The sequence below is a fragment of the Helicobacter sp. MIT 05-5293 genome (assembly GCF_000765665.2).
Classification (GTDB): Bacteria; Campylobacterota; Campylobacteria; order Campylobacterales; family Helicobacteraceae; genus Helicobacter_C.
On sequence record NZ_JROZ02000005.1, the window covers coordinates 70743 to 88231 of the forward strand.

General features: G+C 38.0%; 13 protein-coding genes. 2 read left to right on the forward strand and 11 right to left on the reverse strand.

Annotated elements, in window-relative coordinates:
* Positions 1-24: 24 nt before the first annotated feature.
* The 11 genes from LS68_RS08950 to LS68_RS09000 all read right to left on the reverse strand — a co-directional run bounded on the left by LS68_RS08950 (position 25) and on the right by LS68_RS09000 (position 13897).
* Positions 25-228, reverse strand: a complete 204-nt coding sequence (locus LS68_RS08950; protein ID WP_034373986.1) for a hypothetical protein — start codon at positions 226-228, stop codon at positions 25-27.
* Between the two features lie 188 nt (positions 229-416).
* Positions 417-1910, reverse strand: a complete 1494-nt coding sequence (locus LS68_RS08955; RefSeq protein WP_052100525.1) for a pentapeptide repeat-containing protein — start codon at positions 1908-1910, stop codon at positions 417-419.
* On the reverse strand, positions 1891-2526 hold the full coding sequence (locus tag LS68_RS08960) for a hypothetical protein (RefSeq protein ID WP_034373824.1): 636 nt from the start codon (positions 2524-2526) through the stop codon (positions 1891-1893). Before LS68_RS08960 ends, LS68_RS08955 begins: the two co-directional genes overlap by 20 nt.
* Before the next feature lie 38 nt (positions 2527-2564).
* Complete coding sequence (locus LS68_RS08965) at positions 2565-3944, reverse strand: biosynthetic peptidoglycan transglycosylase (protein WP_241993732.1); 1380 nt, start codon at positions 3942-3944, stop codon at positions 2565-2567.
* Positions 3945-4072: 128 nt separating this feature from the next.
* A complete protein-coding gene (locus LS68_RS08970; RefSeq protein WP_034373821.1) occupies positions 4073-4366 on the reverse strand; it encodes a hypothetical protein in 294 nt (97 codons plus the stop codon).
* 104 nt (positions 4367-4470) lie between these two features.
* A complete protein-coding gene (locus tag LS68_RS08975) occupies positions 4471-5523 on the reverse strand; it encodes an Eco57I restriction-modification methylase domain-containing protein (protein WP_138091434.1) in 1053 nt (350 codons plus the stop codon).
* Positions 5469-7940, reverse strand: a complete 2472-nt coding sequence (locus LS68_RS08980; RefSeq protein ID WP_138091436.1) for a hypothetical protein — start codon at positions 7938-7940, stop codon at positions 5469-5471. Before LS68_RS08980 ends, LS68_RS08975 begins: the two co-directional genes overlap by 55 nt.
* The gene (locus tag LS68_RS08985) at positions 7937-9640 is read right to left on the reverse strand and encodes a TaqI-like C-terminal specificity domain-containing protein (RefSeq protein WP_138091438.1); all 1704 of its coding nucleotides are present in this window, start codon (positions 9638-9640) and stop codon (positions 7937-7939) included. The genes LS68_RS08980 and LS68_RS08985 overlap by 4 nt, the downstream gene beginning before the upstream one ends.
* Positions 9637-11793, reverse strand: coding sequence for a helicase-related protein (locus LS68_RS08990; RefSeq protein ID WP_081950989.1), 2157 nt, complete (start codon positions 11791-11793; stop codon positions 9637-9639). The genes LS68_RS08985 and LS68_RS08990 overlap by 4 nt, the downstream gene beginning before the upstream one ends.
* 57 nt (positions 11794-11850) lie before the next feature.
* Complete coding sequence (locus LS68_RS08995) at positions 11851-12831, reverse strand: restriction endonuclease PLD domain-containing protein (protein WP_138091440.1); 981 nt, start codon at positions 12829-12831, stop codon at positions 11851-11853.
* Between the two features lie 103 nt (positions 12832-12934).
* Positions 12935-13897 (reverse strand): hypothetical protein, encoded by a 963-nt coding sequence (locus tag LS68_RS09000; protein WP_081950992.1) that lies wholly within the window; start codon positions 13895-13897, stop codon positions 12935-12937.
* A gap of 158 nt (positions 13898-14055) precedes the next feature.
* Between LS68_RS09000 and lpxD the strand changes: the two genes are divergently transcribed.
* Together lpxD and LS68_RS09010 are read left to right on the forward strand one after the other, a co-directional pair.
* Positions 14056-15033 (forward strand): UDP-3-O-(3-hydroxymyristoyl)glucosamine N-acyltransferase, encoded by a 978-nt coding sequence (gene lpxD, locus LS68_RS09005; protein ID WP_034374201.1) that lies wholly within the window; start codon positions 14056-14058, stop codon positions 15031-15033.
* Between the two features lie 106 nt (positions 15034-15139).
* The gene (locus LS68_RS09010) at positions 15140-17470 is read left to right on the forward strand and encodes a dynamin family protein (protein WP_138091444.1); all 2331 of its coding nucleotides are present in this window, start codon (positions 15140-15142) and stop codon (positions 17468-17470) included.
* The last annotated feature ends 19 nt before the right edge of the window (positions 17471-17489 follow it).

The following is a 17489-nucleotide window of genomic DNA, read 5'->3' on the forward strand; positions in this document are numbered from 1 at the left end:
TTTCTAGAAATTTCTAGCTCATATTTAGGCATTCATAGCCTTTTGAAATTCTGCGATATTTTTATATCGTTTTGTTTTACCCTCTTTGCGTTCCTTTTCAAACGCTTTAATCGCTTGAGTAATCTCTTCATTCTCTTCTTCTATGCTGATTTTTGCCTTACTAAGCCTTGCTACTTCTTGAAAAAGTGGCAAAAATTTTTCACTCGCATTTTCAATGATTAAAGTCATATTTGCTCCTTAGCTTGAATCTTGACATTATATATCAATGAAGTTTTAGATTCTATAATTTTAATCTCTTCTTCGCTTAAATCTATAGAGTTTATACACCAAAGAATCAATGCGAGATTGCCAAGATCAACAATCCATTTACTAATACCCAAAATAAGCAAAATTAGATCAATGATAAATCTTTAGTTCTAATGCGGCACGATGGAGTTTTTGCGTGCGGTTTTTTGCAAGGAGAAAATCAGTAAAAACATTAGGATTGCATAAATTACGATAAGTAAATTTTCTGCTGCGGATTGATTGGCGTTTGAATGAGTAAGATTTCCAAAGATTAAAAATATATTTTTATATTGAATGGCACACATATAAATTGTTACACACAAATAAAAAATAAAACGAATTTCTTTTATGAATAAAGCACAAGTAGCGCATATATACAATAATCCAATCATATTGCTTTCAACGATAAAGCTAGAATCAAGCAACTTAGCGCAAAAGTTATTTGAATGATTAGCAACAAAACTTTTTAAATCTAATCCATAGCGAATGCCAAAAAGCAAGATTCCAAATAGCCCAATGCTTATAACCACGCAAGAAATAATTTTAACCAAATCCGTGTGGTGGTCGGAGGTATGGCGGTAGAATTTAAGCACACAACTATCTATTAATTCCTTAACTGATGCTTGGGCATTAGAAATTTTAGAATCTAATTCTATTTCTTTGCAATAAAGCTCTATTCTGTGATGATTGGAAGCATCTAAAAGGTTATTATCTTTAATCAACGCATTTTTAAAGAGCCGAAATGAATCACGAAAATCATTGGCACATTCTGCTAAAGATTTTGTATCTGCGGTTGTTTCGCATTCCTTTTGTATCGTTTCTCCTAATCCCTTAAAGTCAAAATCAAGCTTTGCATTGACAAGATTCACATTTCCCTCAAAAATCGCTTGAGAGAAATTCGGCGTTTTTTCAAACTTCACACCATAAAATACAGCGGTTTTTTCAAATTCACATTCGTGAAAATCTGCAAATTCTTTAAAAGTCGCGTTATTAAAATAAGCATCTGTATAAAACTTTGATTTTTTGAAATCTATTCGATTGTGAAAGATGGAGTTCATAAAAGCTGCATTGTTTTTAAAAATACAAGAAAGAAACAAAATCTTTCCATAAAAGTTAAACTTATGAAATTCTGCAAAGTAGTAGCAGAAGTTTTCGTATTCGCATTCATTAAAGGTAAGATTCCCATAAATATGATGAGCAGACAAAACAAATGAAACAATACGATAATTCATTATGATAAATTCTTCACATTTAAAATCTTTATATATCCATAAATTATTTATACTCCCTTTTGTCTCTTCTTCATAAATGCTTTTTATGAGAAAATTCTTAAAAACCACATTATTATCGATATGCAAAATCAAATCATCGACTTTATCAATGCTTACATCTTGCATAAAGTGCATATCTTTAAATACCAACTCTTTACAAAGCAAATCCTCACTTTGCCTATCGTTTCTTATAAATTCCATTTTTACATTGACAATCAAAGTATTGTTTTGACAAACAACGCGCTTGTCGTTATTAAAGCTTAAATGAGTAAGGAATTCCCAAAGAAGATGAAGATTCTCCTCTGAACAAGTCTTAGCATAAGCATTAAATTCTTTAAGAGTGATAGGTTTCATTTTCTATACATTTTGCCTTAGCATTTTGTTCCCGTAAATCTTGTAAAAAACACTCCACGCTTACAAGCTCATTATTAACATAGACACTTGGCATAGGCATTATGATATTATGCCCGATTTTTTGAAAAATACAAATCCCCTCTTTTCTTATTTTATCTTGCATATTTTCTGGAATATTTGGAACAGAATCATTTGAAATGTTAATAGTAGTCAATAGCCTATCAGTCCAACCATTAGATTCTATTATTTCCAATATCTTATTGCGCTTAAAAAGTTCATCATCGTGAGATTCATCAACATACAATAAATATGCTTCACTTAAAGCAAAATATACAAAGAGGCGATACTTACTTCTTGTAGATATGCTATTTTCTGGAATATGTAAATGATGAATCTTGTAGTTTCTCCAATATAAATCATATTTATCTTTTTCATATTGTCTTGAGAGAAGATCGTTAATATTTGCTCCACTTTTAATATCTTGCATTATTTTTTTGAGGTTATCTCGTATTGTTTTATTGCTTGGATATTTAAATTCTTTAGCACAATGAATTTTTCTTGGTTTGCAGGAGATTTGATATAATTGATTTTCTTGCTTTAAATATTTGGATTTCATTGTTCACCTTTGTTTATACAGACTTAAATTCTGTAACCTTACCCATTATCAGTTGTAAAATTTAAAATATCTTCATACCTTTTGCATAATTTTTCTAAAATATTTTCATTCTTAAATTCCACTTTAATTTTTCCTGCTTGAAAGACTTCAGTGTAAATTGTAATTATTTCTTTAATATCATTTTTGTTTAAAATCTTTTCATTTTCTAACCGCACAATAATGTCAATTATTTTGGGTAACATTGTGCCACTTGTAACAGAAACGCGTTCAATAAGAAAAAACGATTGGGCTATTGAAAGGTCTTTAACATATTTTTTATAAAAATGTTTCATTGCTTGCATTATTCCAAATACTTGCCTATCAAAACGCACAGCATTTAGGTAAATCTCAAGTTGTTCTTCTTTGCTTAAGATATTATTTAGCCAAAAACGACTTAAACAAATTTCAGCTAATTTTCTCCGCCATATTCGTTTATCTATATTTTCAATAAATAAAGTCCTAAAAAGCTGTTGAGTGATAGTAGAGCCACCAGAAAATGGTATTGTTTGAATACAAGGCATTATTCTTTGGATAAAAGGTATTTTTCTCCCGCGAGACAATAAAGCTCTACCTGTTGCTTTCCAATCTACACCCTTATGTTGATAAAAATTTCTATCTTCAATGGCAACCAATATTTTTTTAAGATTATTTAAGTTAATTTTCTGTCTTTCACATTCGTCAACTGACAATTTAGCTCTATATAAAATGTGTTCAAAATTATCTACAAACCTTACACCAAGTATTGAAAAAAATATCCTAAAAATGACCAAAAACATTCTTTCATTGTTATCTAAAATACAACAAATATAAACCAAGTATAGTATGATAAATATTATAAAATCAAATAGGACAATATTTGTTAGATCGCATTCTAAAAAATTGCCTATAATAAATAATGCTACAAAACATAAAGCGAGAATCATAAAATACAAATAATGAACTTTGAGTTTGATACTAAAAGGCATATTAGCACCTTCAAGCATACCCTTTTTGAATAAAAATTCTTGAGTTCCATAGTCTATGCCAAGCATTCTCCTTAAAACAATAATTTTTCGTTTTGCAAAAACGATAGATTTTTGCCTCTCTGCAAAATTTATTGTCATAAAAATAAAAAATAATATTACTAAAATAGCAATACCAATCCATATATACTTTGGATTTTCTGTTATTCCACTAAATACTTTTTCTATTTGTTTATTTGCACCCGATAGAAGAGAAATAATAATTGTCCCAAACGCAAGAATATACTTTGTAAGATTATCAAAAATCCTTTCTTCGCTCTCAACTACTTTGCAACAAAACTTATATTCTTCCAAAGCGATATCTCTATTTTTCTTTTCGTCAAAATGATAGGTTGGAAAATATTGTTGCCAGCTCACTATTTATCCTCTATGATTTTTATTTCTTCATCAGTGAGATTATATAACATATGCACTAAATTATCAATTTAAACCTAAACTGCTTATATTTTGGCTGCAGAATCTGTAAACAGACTCCGCAAAATATACTATTTAGAGGACAAGGATTCTATATAATCAATCCCCATTTTTGTAATTGTAATCTTTGGCAAAGTATAAGTTGTTGTATCGTGATTAAGAAAATCTACTCCTGTGGTGATTCCGCTAATATATCGATTATCTTGCAATATTTTGAGATTCTCTATATATTCACGACTTTGTTGATCTTTAGCTTGAAATACGCCTAGATGTCCTTCACCAATCTTGAGAATATGTTTGCCGCCTTCTGATCTATTATAAATATCCTGCAAGATTTTAACTTGCTCATCAGTTAAATTAAACATTTTTTCTCCTTAATAATTAAAATGTTTTAATTAGAATCTTGAAAGATTCGCCATAATTGAAACCATATAAAATTGCATTTATTACCTCATCTCGCACCTCCTTATTAGGTATCAGTTCTAAATTTAACTTGAAAATTGATAATAAAATCCCTTTCCTCCTCACTTAACCCATATAAAGGACAAAGGATAGAATCTATCTCATCGATAATAGGCTTTGATTTGCGTATGATATAGGTTTTCACACCATTCCGATACTCTGCATTTGCTTCTAAATCTCCCTCGTATCTCTCCCCCAAATCGCGCAAACTCTCAATAATAGTATTACCAAAATACGGGATAGGAAAGGATTCAAACTCATAAATATAGCTATGCCTCCCCTCTGAATACAAATTTCTATACCACCAAAAAAGTGTGCTAGACATTATCGCTACAAGCACTTGAGATTCTGTTGCAAAAAATGATTTTTGCGTGGTAGAGCTTGTAGTTGAATAGCTTGTGTATAAATCATAGTATCGCCCACCTGTGCTTCTATAATACACTTTTTCCTCACCTTGCATCAGCTCCTTAAATGTGCATTTATGAGTATAGAGTTTATGCAAAATGTCTTTTTCTGTCTTTAAGCCAATTTTTGCAAACGCCCCCTCTTTAACAAAATCTAGGCTATTTATAAAGCAAAGATTATCAATGATACTTTGAATAGGCGTGTTTTTATCTCTTAAATTTACTTGTGTAGTAAGTAAATTTTTGCAGGGGCTGAAAGTCTTTGTAAAAGTTATGATAGATACCCTTTGGTCGGCATTGAGGAAGATTCTAGCGGGAGAATTGCCATAGCTACTTACTTTTATCTGCTCACATTGACTTAAAAGCAATTTATGCAAGTTAGCATTCGATTTAGAGCTTGTAATACTAATAGGCGTGATAAAGCTTAAAACTCCTAATCCTAAGAGATTATAACCCAACTCTACAAAGAATTTATAGCTATCGAGTGCGCCGCTAATGGTGTATTTATAAATACCCTTGTATATTTGTTTCTTATCGCCCATATCTGCTCCATACGGCGGATTGCCCAGCACGATGTCCCAGCCTTGCGAAGATTCATCATTTAATGCCCCCCCCCCCCAGCAGCGTTTTTCGCCGCTTTGACGCCAAACATCCACTCACTATCGAAAAACTCCGCGACAGAATGCGGGTCGAAAGGATTCCACGAAAGCAAAGGATTGCTTGAAAAATCCCCTTTAGAAGTGTGCCACACACTTTGCATTTTTTTAGCGATTTCATCTCTTAGCTTGAGATAGGCAGATTCTAGCTCTTGCTTATTTTGAGCGTCAAAGGTGCGCTCCCGCAGGGCTTTAAGACGAGCCATATCCTCTGCATAGCCTATATAGCCTAGCCCCTCTTGCTTAGGCAGCGGAATAAGACTATTCGCACTGATAAACTTAAACTCCAAGTTTGGCAAAGGCTGTATGTCATCATTAGGCGCATCGCAAATGAGTGAGAGGAAGCAGCGCAAACGCGCTATTTCAGTCGCCATGGGTTGGATATCGACACCGAAGATGTTGTTTTGTAAGATATTAAGCTTTCTTTCATAAAGCGAGGGCATTGGCGTTGTATTCGAGCGATAAATTGCAGATTCTGCACTCTCGGCTCGGTCATTTAGGCTTACTAAACTCCCTTCGCCTCGAGTTTGAAAACTACAATTTCTCATCTCGACTACTTCCGCCTGTGAATCTTTCCCTTTGCCTTGATTTTCATCTTGTTTCAAAAACAGATTCTTATAATGTGGAGAGAAATCTTTTTTGAGCACAAAATCTGCAGAATGGGATTCTAAGCTTCCAAGATTTTTCAAGTGTGGGTCAGTTGCCAACGCAACGGACGCGGTGGGGCTTTGAGAATCGTGCAAGTTGGATTGGCATTCTAAGGTTGTAGATGAATTTTTGGGGGTTGTGCTTTGGTCAAGTGGAGAGTCTTTACTTTGCAAAACTGCTTGAGAATCTAAGCTTCCAAGATTTGCGGTGGGGCTTTGAGGGTTTTTAGAAAATTTTGGGGGTGAGGCTAGGCTGTGCGCCTGCGAACCCTCAAAATTTTCTAAATCGCTTGAATGCTCACCCAAAGCTGAAGTTTCACCAAGTGCGGTTTGTATTTCGAGCAATTCGCTAAGCATTCCCAGCGGAAACGCCCCGCTCCCGCACGCCGGATCAAGGATCTTTAGAGAATCTAGCACCGATAAAATCTCGCGCGATTCACAAGGCGAAATCTCTGAAGCGTCCTTGTCAAATGTCAGCTTTTCAAGTGCAGATTCTGCAATATTCGTGCGGTTTTTGAGACTTTCACAAAGTGAAGACGCACACATATAAGAGACTATCTCTCGCGGCGTATAGTAGCTCCCTGTGGCTTTGCGCAAGTCTTTGTCATCTTTAAGATTATCAGTAAAAAGCACCGATAAAAGATTCTCAAACACCATTCCCAAAAGCTCGGGGTCAAGCCCGACTTCTTGGCTTAAAGGCGTGGATTCACTCAAAGTAAAATGATAGCCCCTAAAAGTCTCAAAAAGCTTTTCAAAGCAAGGATTAGGGATTTGCAAGGTGTTGATATAGCTTTGTGGGCTTTTAGGGTTATAGTAGTCGCTTTTATGCGGGGCAAAAAGTCCGCCATTAAGATAAGGGATAGAATCTAAAAGCTTAGTGATAGATTCTGGCAAGAAACCATAATCCCTTTTATCCGCGTGGGTGTTAAGCGTGCCAAAAAAGAGCGGTTCGCACACTTCGTGATAGTAGTTTTCACTTAAAGTGCTATCCCAAAGTTTGGAGCTAATCAAGCCCTTTTTCTCCAAAAATTGGCAAAAAAGTAGCCGTGAGATAAGCCTTAGGACAAACTCACGCTTAAGCTTGATAAACTCCTTATCTTGCGCATTTTGCATCTCTTGAGGCAAGATGATACAATCGCAAAAATCCAAAAACCGCTCCCTAATCTCTTTAAAGAATTTATCATTGAGCGTCTCAATGCTTAAGGCTTCAAGCAGGCTTTGATAGAATCTATCAAGGGGGAGGTCTTGGGTGTAGAGGTTTGTCAGTGCGTGGAGATTCTGAATATGCGCGGGGTGCGGCGTATGCAATGAAATGTCTTTAATCAGTGTGATTTTCTCTACCACATCGACTTTTTGCTTTGTTTGCTGGGATAGTCGGCGCGTGGCAAAGGCGATAGAGAGAGTGTCTGCACTTAGGAAAAAGAGAATGTTATAGCTTGATATTACCCTATTGATAGCCTTTGTGGCGGATACGAGGTCGGCTTTGTGATGGCTTGAAGTGGGGATTAGGCTAAAGGCTAGGTTTGTGTGTCCGCTTTGGGCTTCTTGGAGGTGAGATTCTGAATCTGTGGTCGTAAAGTAGATGATTGCCTTTTCAAAGCTAAATGCGCTTAGTGCGGGATTAGTGTTAAGAGGTAAAAGCGCGTGTGTCCCTCCTTGTCTAAGATTTGCAAAGCCAAAAAGTTCGCTCAAGAAGTCTTTGAAGTGATGGCGGAGGTTGTCATCAGTCGCTAAAATGCTTAAGTAGGATTGGATAGATTCTTTTGTCATCGCACACCTCCTGTGCTTTTGTGAGTTTTATTTGCGTTTTCGATAATGGCGATTTCTTCTTGAGTCAAGTCATAGAGGGCATAGACTAGAGAGTCAATGCGAGATTGCAAGCTCTCAATATCTCGCCCGCTTCGTGGTGCGGAAAATCGGATTAAAGGAGGCAGTAGTGCCTCCACCGATTTGGAGCTAGAAGCGGAAATAGCGAGGCTCTCCCCTTGATTGCCAAAAAGAAAAAGCGGCGGCTTTATTCTTTTTGGGGCTAAGGGGAGCGGGGAGGGGATAAACCCTTTTTCTTTTTGCGATAAAGAAAAAGAATCTTTGTTTTTAGAATCTTGGGATTGTGTATTTGTGAGATTCTTCGGTATAAAGCCCTTGTGATGACAAGAATTGAGAGCTAAAATCTCATCGACTAAAGCGATAAAAGGCTCTTGATCTTTAGGAGCTATAGGCTTGATAGGGATTTCACTAAGCGGGGTCTGATAGAGTTCTAAATTTTCTCCTTTTCTCTTGCCTTTATGATAAAGCCAAAAGTAATAAAGCTTAGAATTAAGCAAAGCAAGGATATATTTTAGGCTAAATTCTGAATCTACTGAAGTGATAAAATACACATCAGCACTTGCATACCAAGAGACTTCATTGTAGCCAAAGGTATTGGTTTTACTTCGTTGGGGCGCAACGATTTTGGCGGTCTCGAAAATCTCTTGTTTTCGAGACCGCCACAGCGACCACCACAGCCTACTACCTTTATGCACTTCTCTGCGTTCCTCTAAGTTAGCTTTGAAGTTTGATAAATGCTCTAAAATATGCGGGATAGAATCTTGGCTTTCTTTACCCGTGAGATAAAGGAAATATTGACTGGATTTGAGTTTGGTTGTATATTTTTGTATATCAGAGTTTTTAAAACAAGGCTTAAGATAGGCTTTCTCTAAATTTTTTGCCCTAGCTTCTGCTTCACTCACAACATAAATACCATTGCCCTTTTTCAAACCTATATCTTGCCAATGGTAAGTCTCTAGATGCTTTTGCGTTACTTTATCTGCCCCGCTTACAATGCCTTGATTAATCGCGCAAATTTCGCCAAGTGCTTTAGAATCTGTCTTAAGTTTGATAAAAACAGATTCCATAATATCATTTTTGGGGCTTAAGCGCATATAGGATTCTTCACTTTCATATAAACTATCGCTTTTAAAGTGTGCGATAAGGTTTAAATCTTTCAAAGTGTCTTTGAGATTTTTTACAAGATTTGAGGCTTTAAAATGATATATTTGGGCTTCTTCTTGAGGGGCTTTACTAAGAATGCTTATGGCATTATGCTGCCCTGTCGCACTCTTGAAGACTTTATGCTCATTAAAATTAATAAAAGTTTTGATATTGGCATTTTGTTTTAGCTCTTCTCTTAATTTTCTACCACCTTGTGCTGTGGGGAAATAATTTGTAGTGATAAAGCTTAGGATTCCATTTGTTTTAAGCAAATCATAAAAACACCGATGAAAAAAGAAATAAAAATAATCCATTTTGCCTTGATAGCATTCTCTTAGCTCACTATTTTTGACCTTTTGGAATATCTCTCTATTGCCTTTTTCGCCTATGAAAGGGGGATTACCTAGCACGATGTCCCAGCCCTCTTCATTATGGCTAAAGTCAGATTCTAACGCTTCTTGCGCAGTTGTATTGAAAGATGTAGTCGATAGCTCATTCATCGCACACCTCCTGCGCTTTGTCCGCCTAAAGCGCGTAGAGATTCAAAATCGGGATTGAGCAAAAGCCACGCGATAAGCTTAAAGTGGCGATCTTTTATCTCAAAAAGCCCTCCATCGCTTTTTTTGGCTTGAGCGAGACTTTGCTCGTGGGTTTGGATTTGGCTATTAAGCTGCTGGGTGAGTCGCTCAAATATGTCTTTGAAAATGGAGAGGTTTTTAAAATCATTTGTCAAATCCTCTAAAGGCGCAAAGAGGCTTGCTTCTTTGCTCTCTATGTCTTTTAAATGGCTTAGGGCGCGTAAAGTAGCCGCTCCCTTATCACTCGCACGCGATTTTAGCTTGCGTGTGCTTAAGTCAAAGAGTGTGCAATAGTAGGCTTTAGAATCTATCTCTTGCACAAAAGCTAAAAGATGATTTTGATGATTTTGCGGTAAATGCGGGGCAATGGAGAAAATGCCATCAGGCAAGGAGCTTAAAGGAGCATCAAAAGAATGCGACAGCTCCCCTAGCACAGATTCAAGGGTGATAAATTGAAGAAGCTTGTTTTCTTCTTCAATACATATACTCTCACTCTCAAGGCTTTTATAGGCAGCTTTGCGCTTTTTCTCAAAGGCTTTACGCTCTTTTTCTAGCTTTATGCTGTGAGGGTCGTTAATCGCAGTCGCACTTTGAGCGGCTAGGATTTTGAATTTGAGCTTAGATTCAAGCTGGATATAAGAATCTAACTCAACATTGGGGAAAAAATGCGTGATGTGATTGATAGCGTGAAGTGAGCCGATACGCCATATCCGCCCTATGCGCTGAATGCTACGCACAGGATTAAAGGCAATGTCCCAATTGAGCAGATTCTTACAATCCTGCAAGTTCGCGCCCTCGCTTAGACAATCACTCGCTATTAAAATGTGAATTTGCTGCTCGTGGGGTTTTAGCTCGTATTTGAGTGAGCGCGGGGAGAATCTATTTTTACACGAGATAAACTCTTGAGGCTTTGTGTTTCCACTGATAGATTCTATAATATAGTGTGGATAATCCCTCCTAAGCGCATCTTTAATCGCTTCTGTGGTAGGGATAGATTCAGAAAAGATAAGAAGCTTTTGAGATGCAATATCAGGGATAGCATCAATGATTTCTCTAAGCTTTTGGTATTTTTCACAAGTTTGGAAGTCTCTTTGTGGCGCGTAGCTTTCAAGCTTTGCAGCAATGCGCTCTAAAAGCTCTAAATCGCGCCGTATGACTTCTGCAAACTCCGCGCTTAAGCTGCCTAAAAAGCCCTTTTCTTTGATAGAAGCCAAACGCGTGGGGAAAGGCACATCAGGCTCTTCTAAGTCATCTTGAGGCTTAGAATCTGCTTCAAAATCAATATGATTAAGATAGCTACGATGATAGGTAATGATTTTTTCAATTGTAGGCTTAAAAGCATCAAGTGAACTCTCTAGGGATTTGAGTAGCGACATACAGATAAAACCGCGTGGGGTGGTGTATTCGCCAAGATTCTCTAATTGTTTATCAGAAAGTTGCGCTCTAATGTCATCAGGCAGAAATTTATAAGGGTCATAGATACTAAAAGAAATGACTTGCGATTGCTCTGTATTCTCGCTTAAGCCAAGCAGTTGGCTAAGCCTTTCAAAGCTAAAATCAATGCTAGGCGGGATAGATGAGAGCGCATAAGACTTAATATCTTGCTCTGGCATATCCTTGTTTAATGCCTTAAGATAGCCTTTTATCTGCTCACTGGAGCGAGAGAAAATCAAATGTGTAAGCTTGAAGTAGTCATCTTCAAGCTCTAAATCCTCCTCTGAATCGAGAGATTCAAGGGCTTTTTGTGCGCTCTGGCAAATGTCTTGAGGGGCAAGTGTGGTATGGGTGATATTATCAGAGATAATATCAGATTTGAGGCGGAGTTGATTAGCTAAATCAAGGAAGCTGTTGTTAATCGGGGTCGCTGAAAGGAGTAAAATCTTTGCGTTTGCATTGAGATTGCTTTTAAGTTTTTGGTAGCCATTTTGTTTAAGATTTTTTGTGCGGGGTTCGCCGTTGCGGAGGTTATGCGACTCATCAATGACAATGAGATGGGCGCCTTTAAGGCGGATTCTTTGAATGTCAGAGGGACTTTGTGCCTCATAATAGCTAAGAATCTGCACTCTTTGCGCCATTCCAACGACAAAATTAGAGTGCGGTGTGTGGGCGTTAGGCTCAAAATAACTCGCCCATTATGCGCAGAGATTTTTAGGAGCGATGATAGTAATACCATCATAAATACTCGCTACACCTAGCGCAGTGAGGGTTTTTCCCGCGCCCACAGAATCTGCCAAAAGCGCGATACCATAGCGTTTAAGGCGACTTATAAGCTCCCGTGCCGCTAAAGCTTGAAAATCATAAAGCCCAAAGGCTTCCACTGCTGTTTGCAAGGCTTGAGATTCTGTGCGTGTGGGGGATTCTTGCTTAGGGAGGGTGGATAGAATCTTGCTAAAAATATCTTTAGGAGAGTGATAAAAAAAGCTCGTATGAAGCATATCAAGCACTTCTTGCTTACAAGATGTGCTTTGGTCGCGGATTGATTCAAAATAATTAAGAGCTTCTTGCGTATCCCTTTTGCTATCACAAAGGAGATTGAGCTCTTTATTGCTTTTATCACCATAAATCCCTAAACCACTTGCAGTAAAATTTGAACTCCCGATAATTGCACTTTGTTGATAAGGGCTTTGCACAATGTAAAGCTTGGAATGCAGCAGGACATTATTTGCCCTAAGATTTAGAATCTCGACATTGGCATTTGCGATAAAATGATGAGCAATCCTCGCATCGGTGATACATTGGAGCTGATAGTCAAAATCTTTGACAGACATATCAAAGGGGTCATTATGCAAATCAAAGCTAAGAGTCGGCGTGTGATTTTCACTCGGCTCTAACCTGCCGATGATAAGACAAAATGAGCGCAAAAGATGTGCATATCGGCTAAACTCCACGAATGCTTTTGCATTGAAAAAGCCACTGATGATAGAGAGTGAAACTTGAGGATTAGAATCTGCAAAGTTTTTATCTTTGAGAGAATCTGCATGGTGGCTCTGCGCGCTATAAGCCTCTATCAGAGAAATAAGGCGTGTAAAAAGAGTGTTGGGATTTTGGTTAGTGATGAGGTTTGAAGAAAGGTTAGGATTGCTGCTTAGGTAAAGCCCCCCCCCCCCGCTCAAATGTCGTATTTGCGGTGTTTTGATACATTTATCTGCTCCTTGGTTTTAGAAATAAATTATATAAGGTTATTGATAAATTACTTCTTTTTTTGAATCAAGATTCTTAAAATTTTCTTAGAATCTTATTTTTAAACATCTTCACAAAGCCAAAAGCCCACACTAGCGCGTAGCGAAAGCCGACTTTGAAATGAAACCATTTGTTGAGATTGATTTCATTCGTGAATGTCAAATGCTCTTTGGGAGAAGCAAACTCAAAATCCACGACATTAGATTCAAAATTAAATGTATGCACACCTGTGCCATCAAAGCCAAAGTTACGCGTGTAGGAATATAAGCTCGGCCAAACGCACACTTTATCTTGACGATACAAAACATGGGAGAGATGCAAATCCCACAAATTCCCCACCGTGTAGCCGTTAATAGAAGAATTGCGAATAGCAATCAAATGAAACCACGAAAGAATCGTGCCGATAATCCAATGTTTCGGACTACGGACAAACCACGAAATATCCGCGTGAATCCAATCAATCTGCTCCCAGCGATCTTTCCACATTCCCCAGCCCCAGCTATGAAACGCATAAGAAAAAAGCACATCGTGGGGGTATGTGCGGAGTGTCTTACTTTTGGTATTAGCGATTTGATGCGTAAAAGCAGTAACTGCCATCACGCGCTGATTGTCTTGATAAAAGTTAAGCGCGTCATTCATATAGGAAAGGAAATAAGGGTGTGTTTGTATGTCATCTTCAAGCCCGATAAAACGATCGTATTGCTTAAAAATCAGCTCCCCATAGCTCAAAATCGAGCCTAAAATACCTAGATTCTGTTCTGCTTTGACAATATGCAAGGATTTAAACCCCTCTCCACTAAGAGAATCTAAATAATCCCGCACTTCTTGCACGCCTTTTGCGGCTTGCTCGTTTTTGGGTGCATCGGCAAAGATATAGACATCTGTCTTATCCGCTAAAACATTTTGTGCAAGGCATTGGATAGTTTTTTTGATTTTATCCACGCGATTATACGCGATAACGCAAACAGGGGCATAAGAGTGATGTTTAATGTCTTCCAAAATTCTGACCTTTCTTAATTGTTAGGGTTTATTGCAGTTAAAGAGAGGGATTATACTACAATTTGCCTAAAGTTATTGTGGGTTTATTGCCTGTAAATGTGTTATGATTCTAAGAATCTATTTGGACAAAAGATTTTCACACATTATAAGGAGTTTTTATGCTACTCTCTCAAGCCATCAAACAAACTTTTGAGGGGTATATGACGCTCGATTCAGAGATTAAAAAAGACTTTGAACTTTGCGGTATTGCTCCGCTTGAAAGTGCTAATGAAACACAGATTAGCTACATTGACCAAGACAAATACAGCCATAAGCTTGCGGATTCTCGTGCTGGAGCAGTGCTTTTGCGCAAAGAATTGCTTGATTGTGTGCCTCCTCATATCCAACCGCTTGTCGTTGATAATCCTCATCTTGCTTTTGCACTACTTTCGCATTTGTTTGCGCGGAAAGGCTTTAGTGCGTGTGAGAATCCAAGCATTGATCCTCTCGCAAATATTGCTCCAAATGTCCATTTGGGTAAAAATGTCCGCATCGGTGCGCGGACGATTCTTATGCCGGGTGTGGTCATCGGGGATAATGTAGAAATCGGCGAACATTGCAAGATTTATCCTAATGTCGTTATTTATCGTGATACTATCATCGGAAATCGTGTCAATATCCACGCAGGGTGTGTAATCGGCTGTGATGGCTTTGGCTACGCGCACACCAATGACGGCAGACATATCAAAATTGAACACAATGGCATCGTGGTGATTGAAGATGATGTCGAACTCGGCGCAAACAATACGATTGATCGGGCTGTTTTTGGGCAAACATTGATAAAAAAAGGTGTAAAAATCGATAATCTCGTGCAAATTGGGCATAACTGCGTGGTTGGCGAACACAGCATTTTGGTATCACAAGTCGGATTGGCAGGCTCTACCACTACCGGACGCAATGTCGTTATGGGTGGACAAGCCGGCACGGGTGGGCATATCCACATTGGAGATTTTGTGCAAGTAGCAGGCAGAGGTGCAGTCGGTAAGAATCTACCCCCACACACCAAATGGGGCGGACACCCGCTTATGGAGCTTGATGAATGGATGAAATTTTTTGTCTCTTTACGGCGAATGGTGAAAAAACAGAATCCAAAATAATTTTAATTTTATTTTACTTTTTATTTTTTGATGCGATAATGACATTTTACAAAAATGCGTTTCTGTTATTGCGAGATTCTAAAATCTATAAAATAAGGGCATCATAATGACACTTTCACAAGCCTTTTTTCATACTATTTACGCTCTTGCTACACCTGATATTAAGCCATTAGAGCGCATCAATATCCCGCCAGAGATAATTGCTTCTCCTCAATCTCTTGCGATTTTATTATCGCTTAATAATGACAATTTCGCGCTATACTCGCAAACACCGAGTTTTCTTCAAATCTTTTCTCATCTTAAAGATTCTAATCCCAAAATCCCACTTGAACTCACTCTCCAAACAATACAAACACTCCAATATCAGCTTTTAGAATCTCTTCAAGAGCAACACATACATTTTGAAGAACTCCTGCCTCATTTTGTGCAGCTTAACCTTGCAACAATTCTTAGCAATGATGAGATTCAAAACCTTGCGAGCTTGAGCCAACGCGCCGCGCCTACACATACAGAATCTGATAGCAATAATGCACAGATTCAACAAATGTCCCTAAAGACTTTAAACCAAAATTTTCACACCCTATCCCTTGCGCTCACGCATCTTTTGCCACAAAGTTTGCAAGATAAATTAGAATCTATCACTAACGACTTGCAACATCAAAAATTTTCTATCGGCATTACCGGAGTGCTTAGCGCAGGGAAAAGCACCTTTTTAAACGCGCTTTTGGGTGAGGAGATTCTTGGAAGCTCAAGTGTGCCAGAGACGGCTAACCTTACGATTTTACGCTTTGGTGAAACGATGCACGCACGCGTGCATTTTTGGAAAGAAGAACAATGGAGCGAACTTCATCATTTGAGCCAACACGATACAAATATCAAAGCATTTCTTGAAGAGAGTGAAAATATTTTTGGCACATCGCTCAAAGAATACATCACAAAAGAGGGGACTACACGCGATATACAGGCATCAGAACTCGCCACTTACACCTCTGCCAATCACCCGAGCAAATTCTGCAATCTGATTCAAGAAGTCGAGCTTTTTACGCCGCTAAAATTCCTTCAAAATGGCGTTGAGATTGTCGATACACCCGGTTTAGATGACCCTATCACCAAACGAGAAGAAATCACGCGAGACTATATCCAAAAATGCGACTTGCTCATACATATTATGAATGCGAGCTGTGCTGCAACACAGATTGATATTGATTTTATTTTAGAATCTCTCTTGGAGCAAAATATTTCACGATTGCTCGTGGTGCTTACACGCATTGATTTGCTCACCCCCAAAGAGCTTCAAGCATCGCTTGATTACACCAAACAAAGCCTTATCACGCAACTCAAAAAAGCACATTATAAAGGCGATATACAAGCGGTGATAGAGAGAATCGACTTTATCCCACTCGCAGGATACACTGCTCTGCTTTATCGCACCAACCGAGAGCAAGAGGCAGCTCAAAGCGGGATTTCACTCCAACAAAGCGGGATTCTCGCTATTGAAAACTATCTTGATAAAATGCTTTTGGGTGAAGACAGCCTAAAACACAAAGACATTTTGTATCTCGCCTACAAGGCAATGGAAAAACTTACTCAAGAAGCCCTTGATTTATTGACATTAAAATCCAAACTCCTTAATACAGACAAGGCGGAGCTAGAAAATTTTATTGCGCAAGTGAGTGCGCAAAATGAAGAGCTTTCTCACTCACTTTTAAATCTCAAAAATCACTTTGAATCCCAGCTTGATGAGCTTAAAGCCTTTCTCGTATCCTTAGAACATTTTATCGACAACACCTTAGAGAGTGCAAAAAACCAACTTAAAGATACATTTTTCGGTGATATTGCCTATGCCTACGCGCAAGGACAAAAACCTTCTTTAGAATCTTTATCGCCGATGATAGAAGTCGGCATCAAGGATTGCTTTGCCAATGTGGGACGCGAATACAAATACAAACTAGGCAAAAAAATCGCCCAACTCACACAAATAGGAGAACAAAGCATACAAGAAACACAGGCTTTAGCAAAATTGCAACCCCCTCACATTCATTTCCAACTCACAAAAGAACAGCTCACACAAAGCACACACACGCTTTTACAAGCCTTACCCTCACTCATACAATCGCATTCTAAATCTAATCAAAATGCACTTAGCATCAAGCTTGACGCGCTATTTGGGGAAGCATTTGCGCATTTTGGGAATCGCTGTCGGGAAAAAAGTATTGAGATTAAAGAGGCATTTTTGACATATTTTGATAGTATTGCACTTGTGCATCAATCCCACATACAATCACAAATCGACCACAAACAAGCCATACTTGATGATGCGCTTAAACAAAAAGATTGCAGTGATGTTGAGAATCTAAAAAACACACTTTTGAGCCAACAAACGCAATTAGAAAATATCCATACGCAGATTCTATCGCATTTGCAATCTCTTACATAATTTTATCTTTGGACAAAGG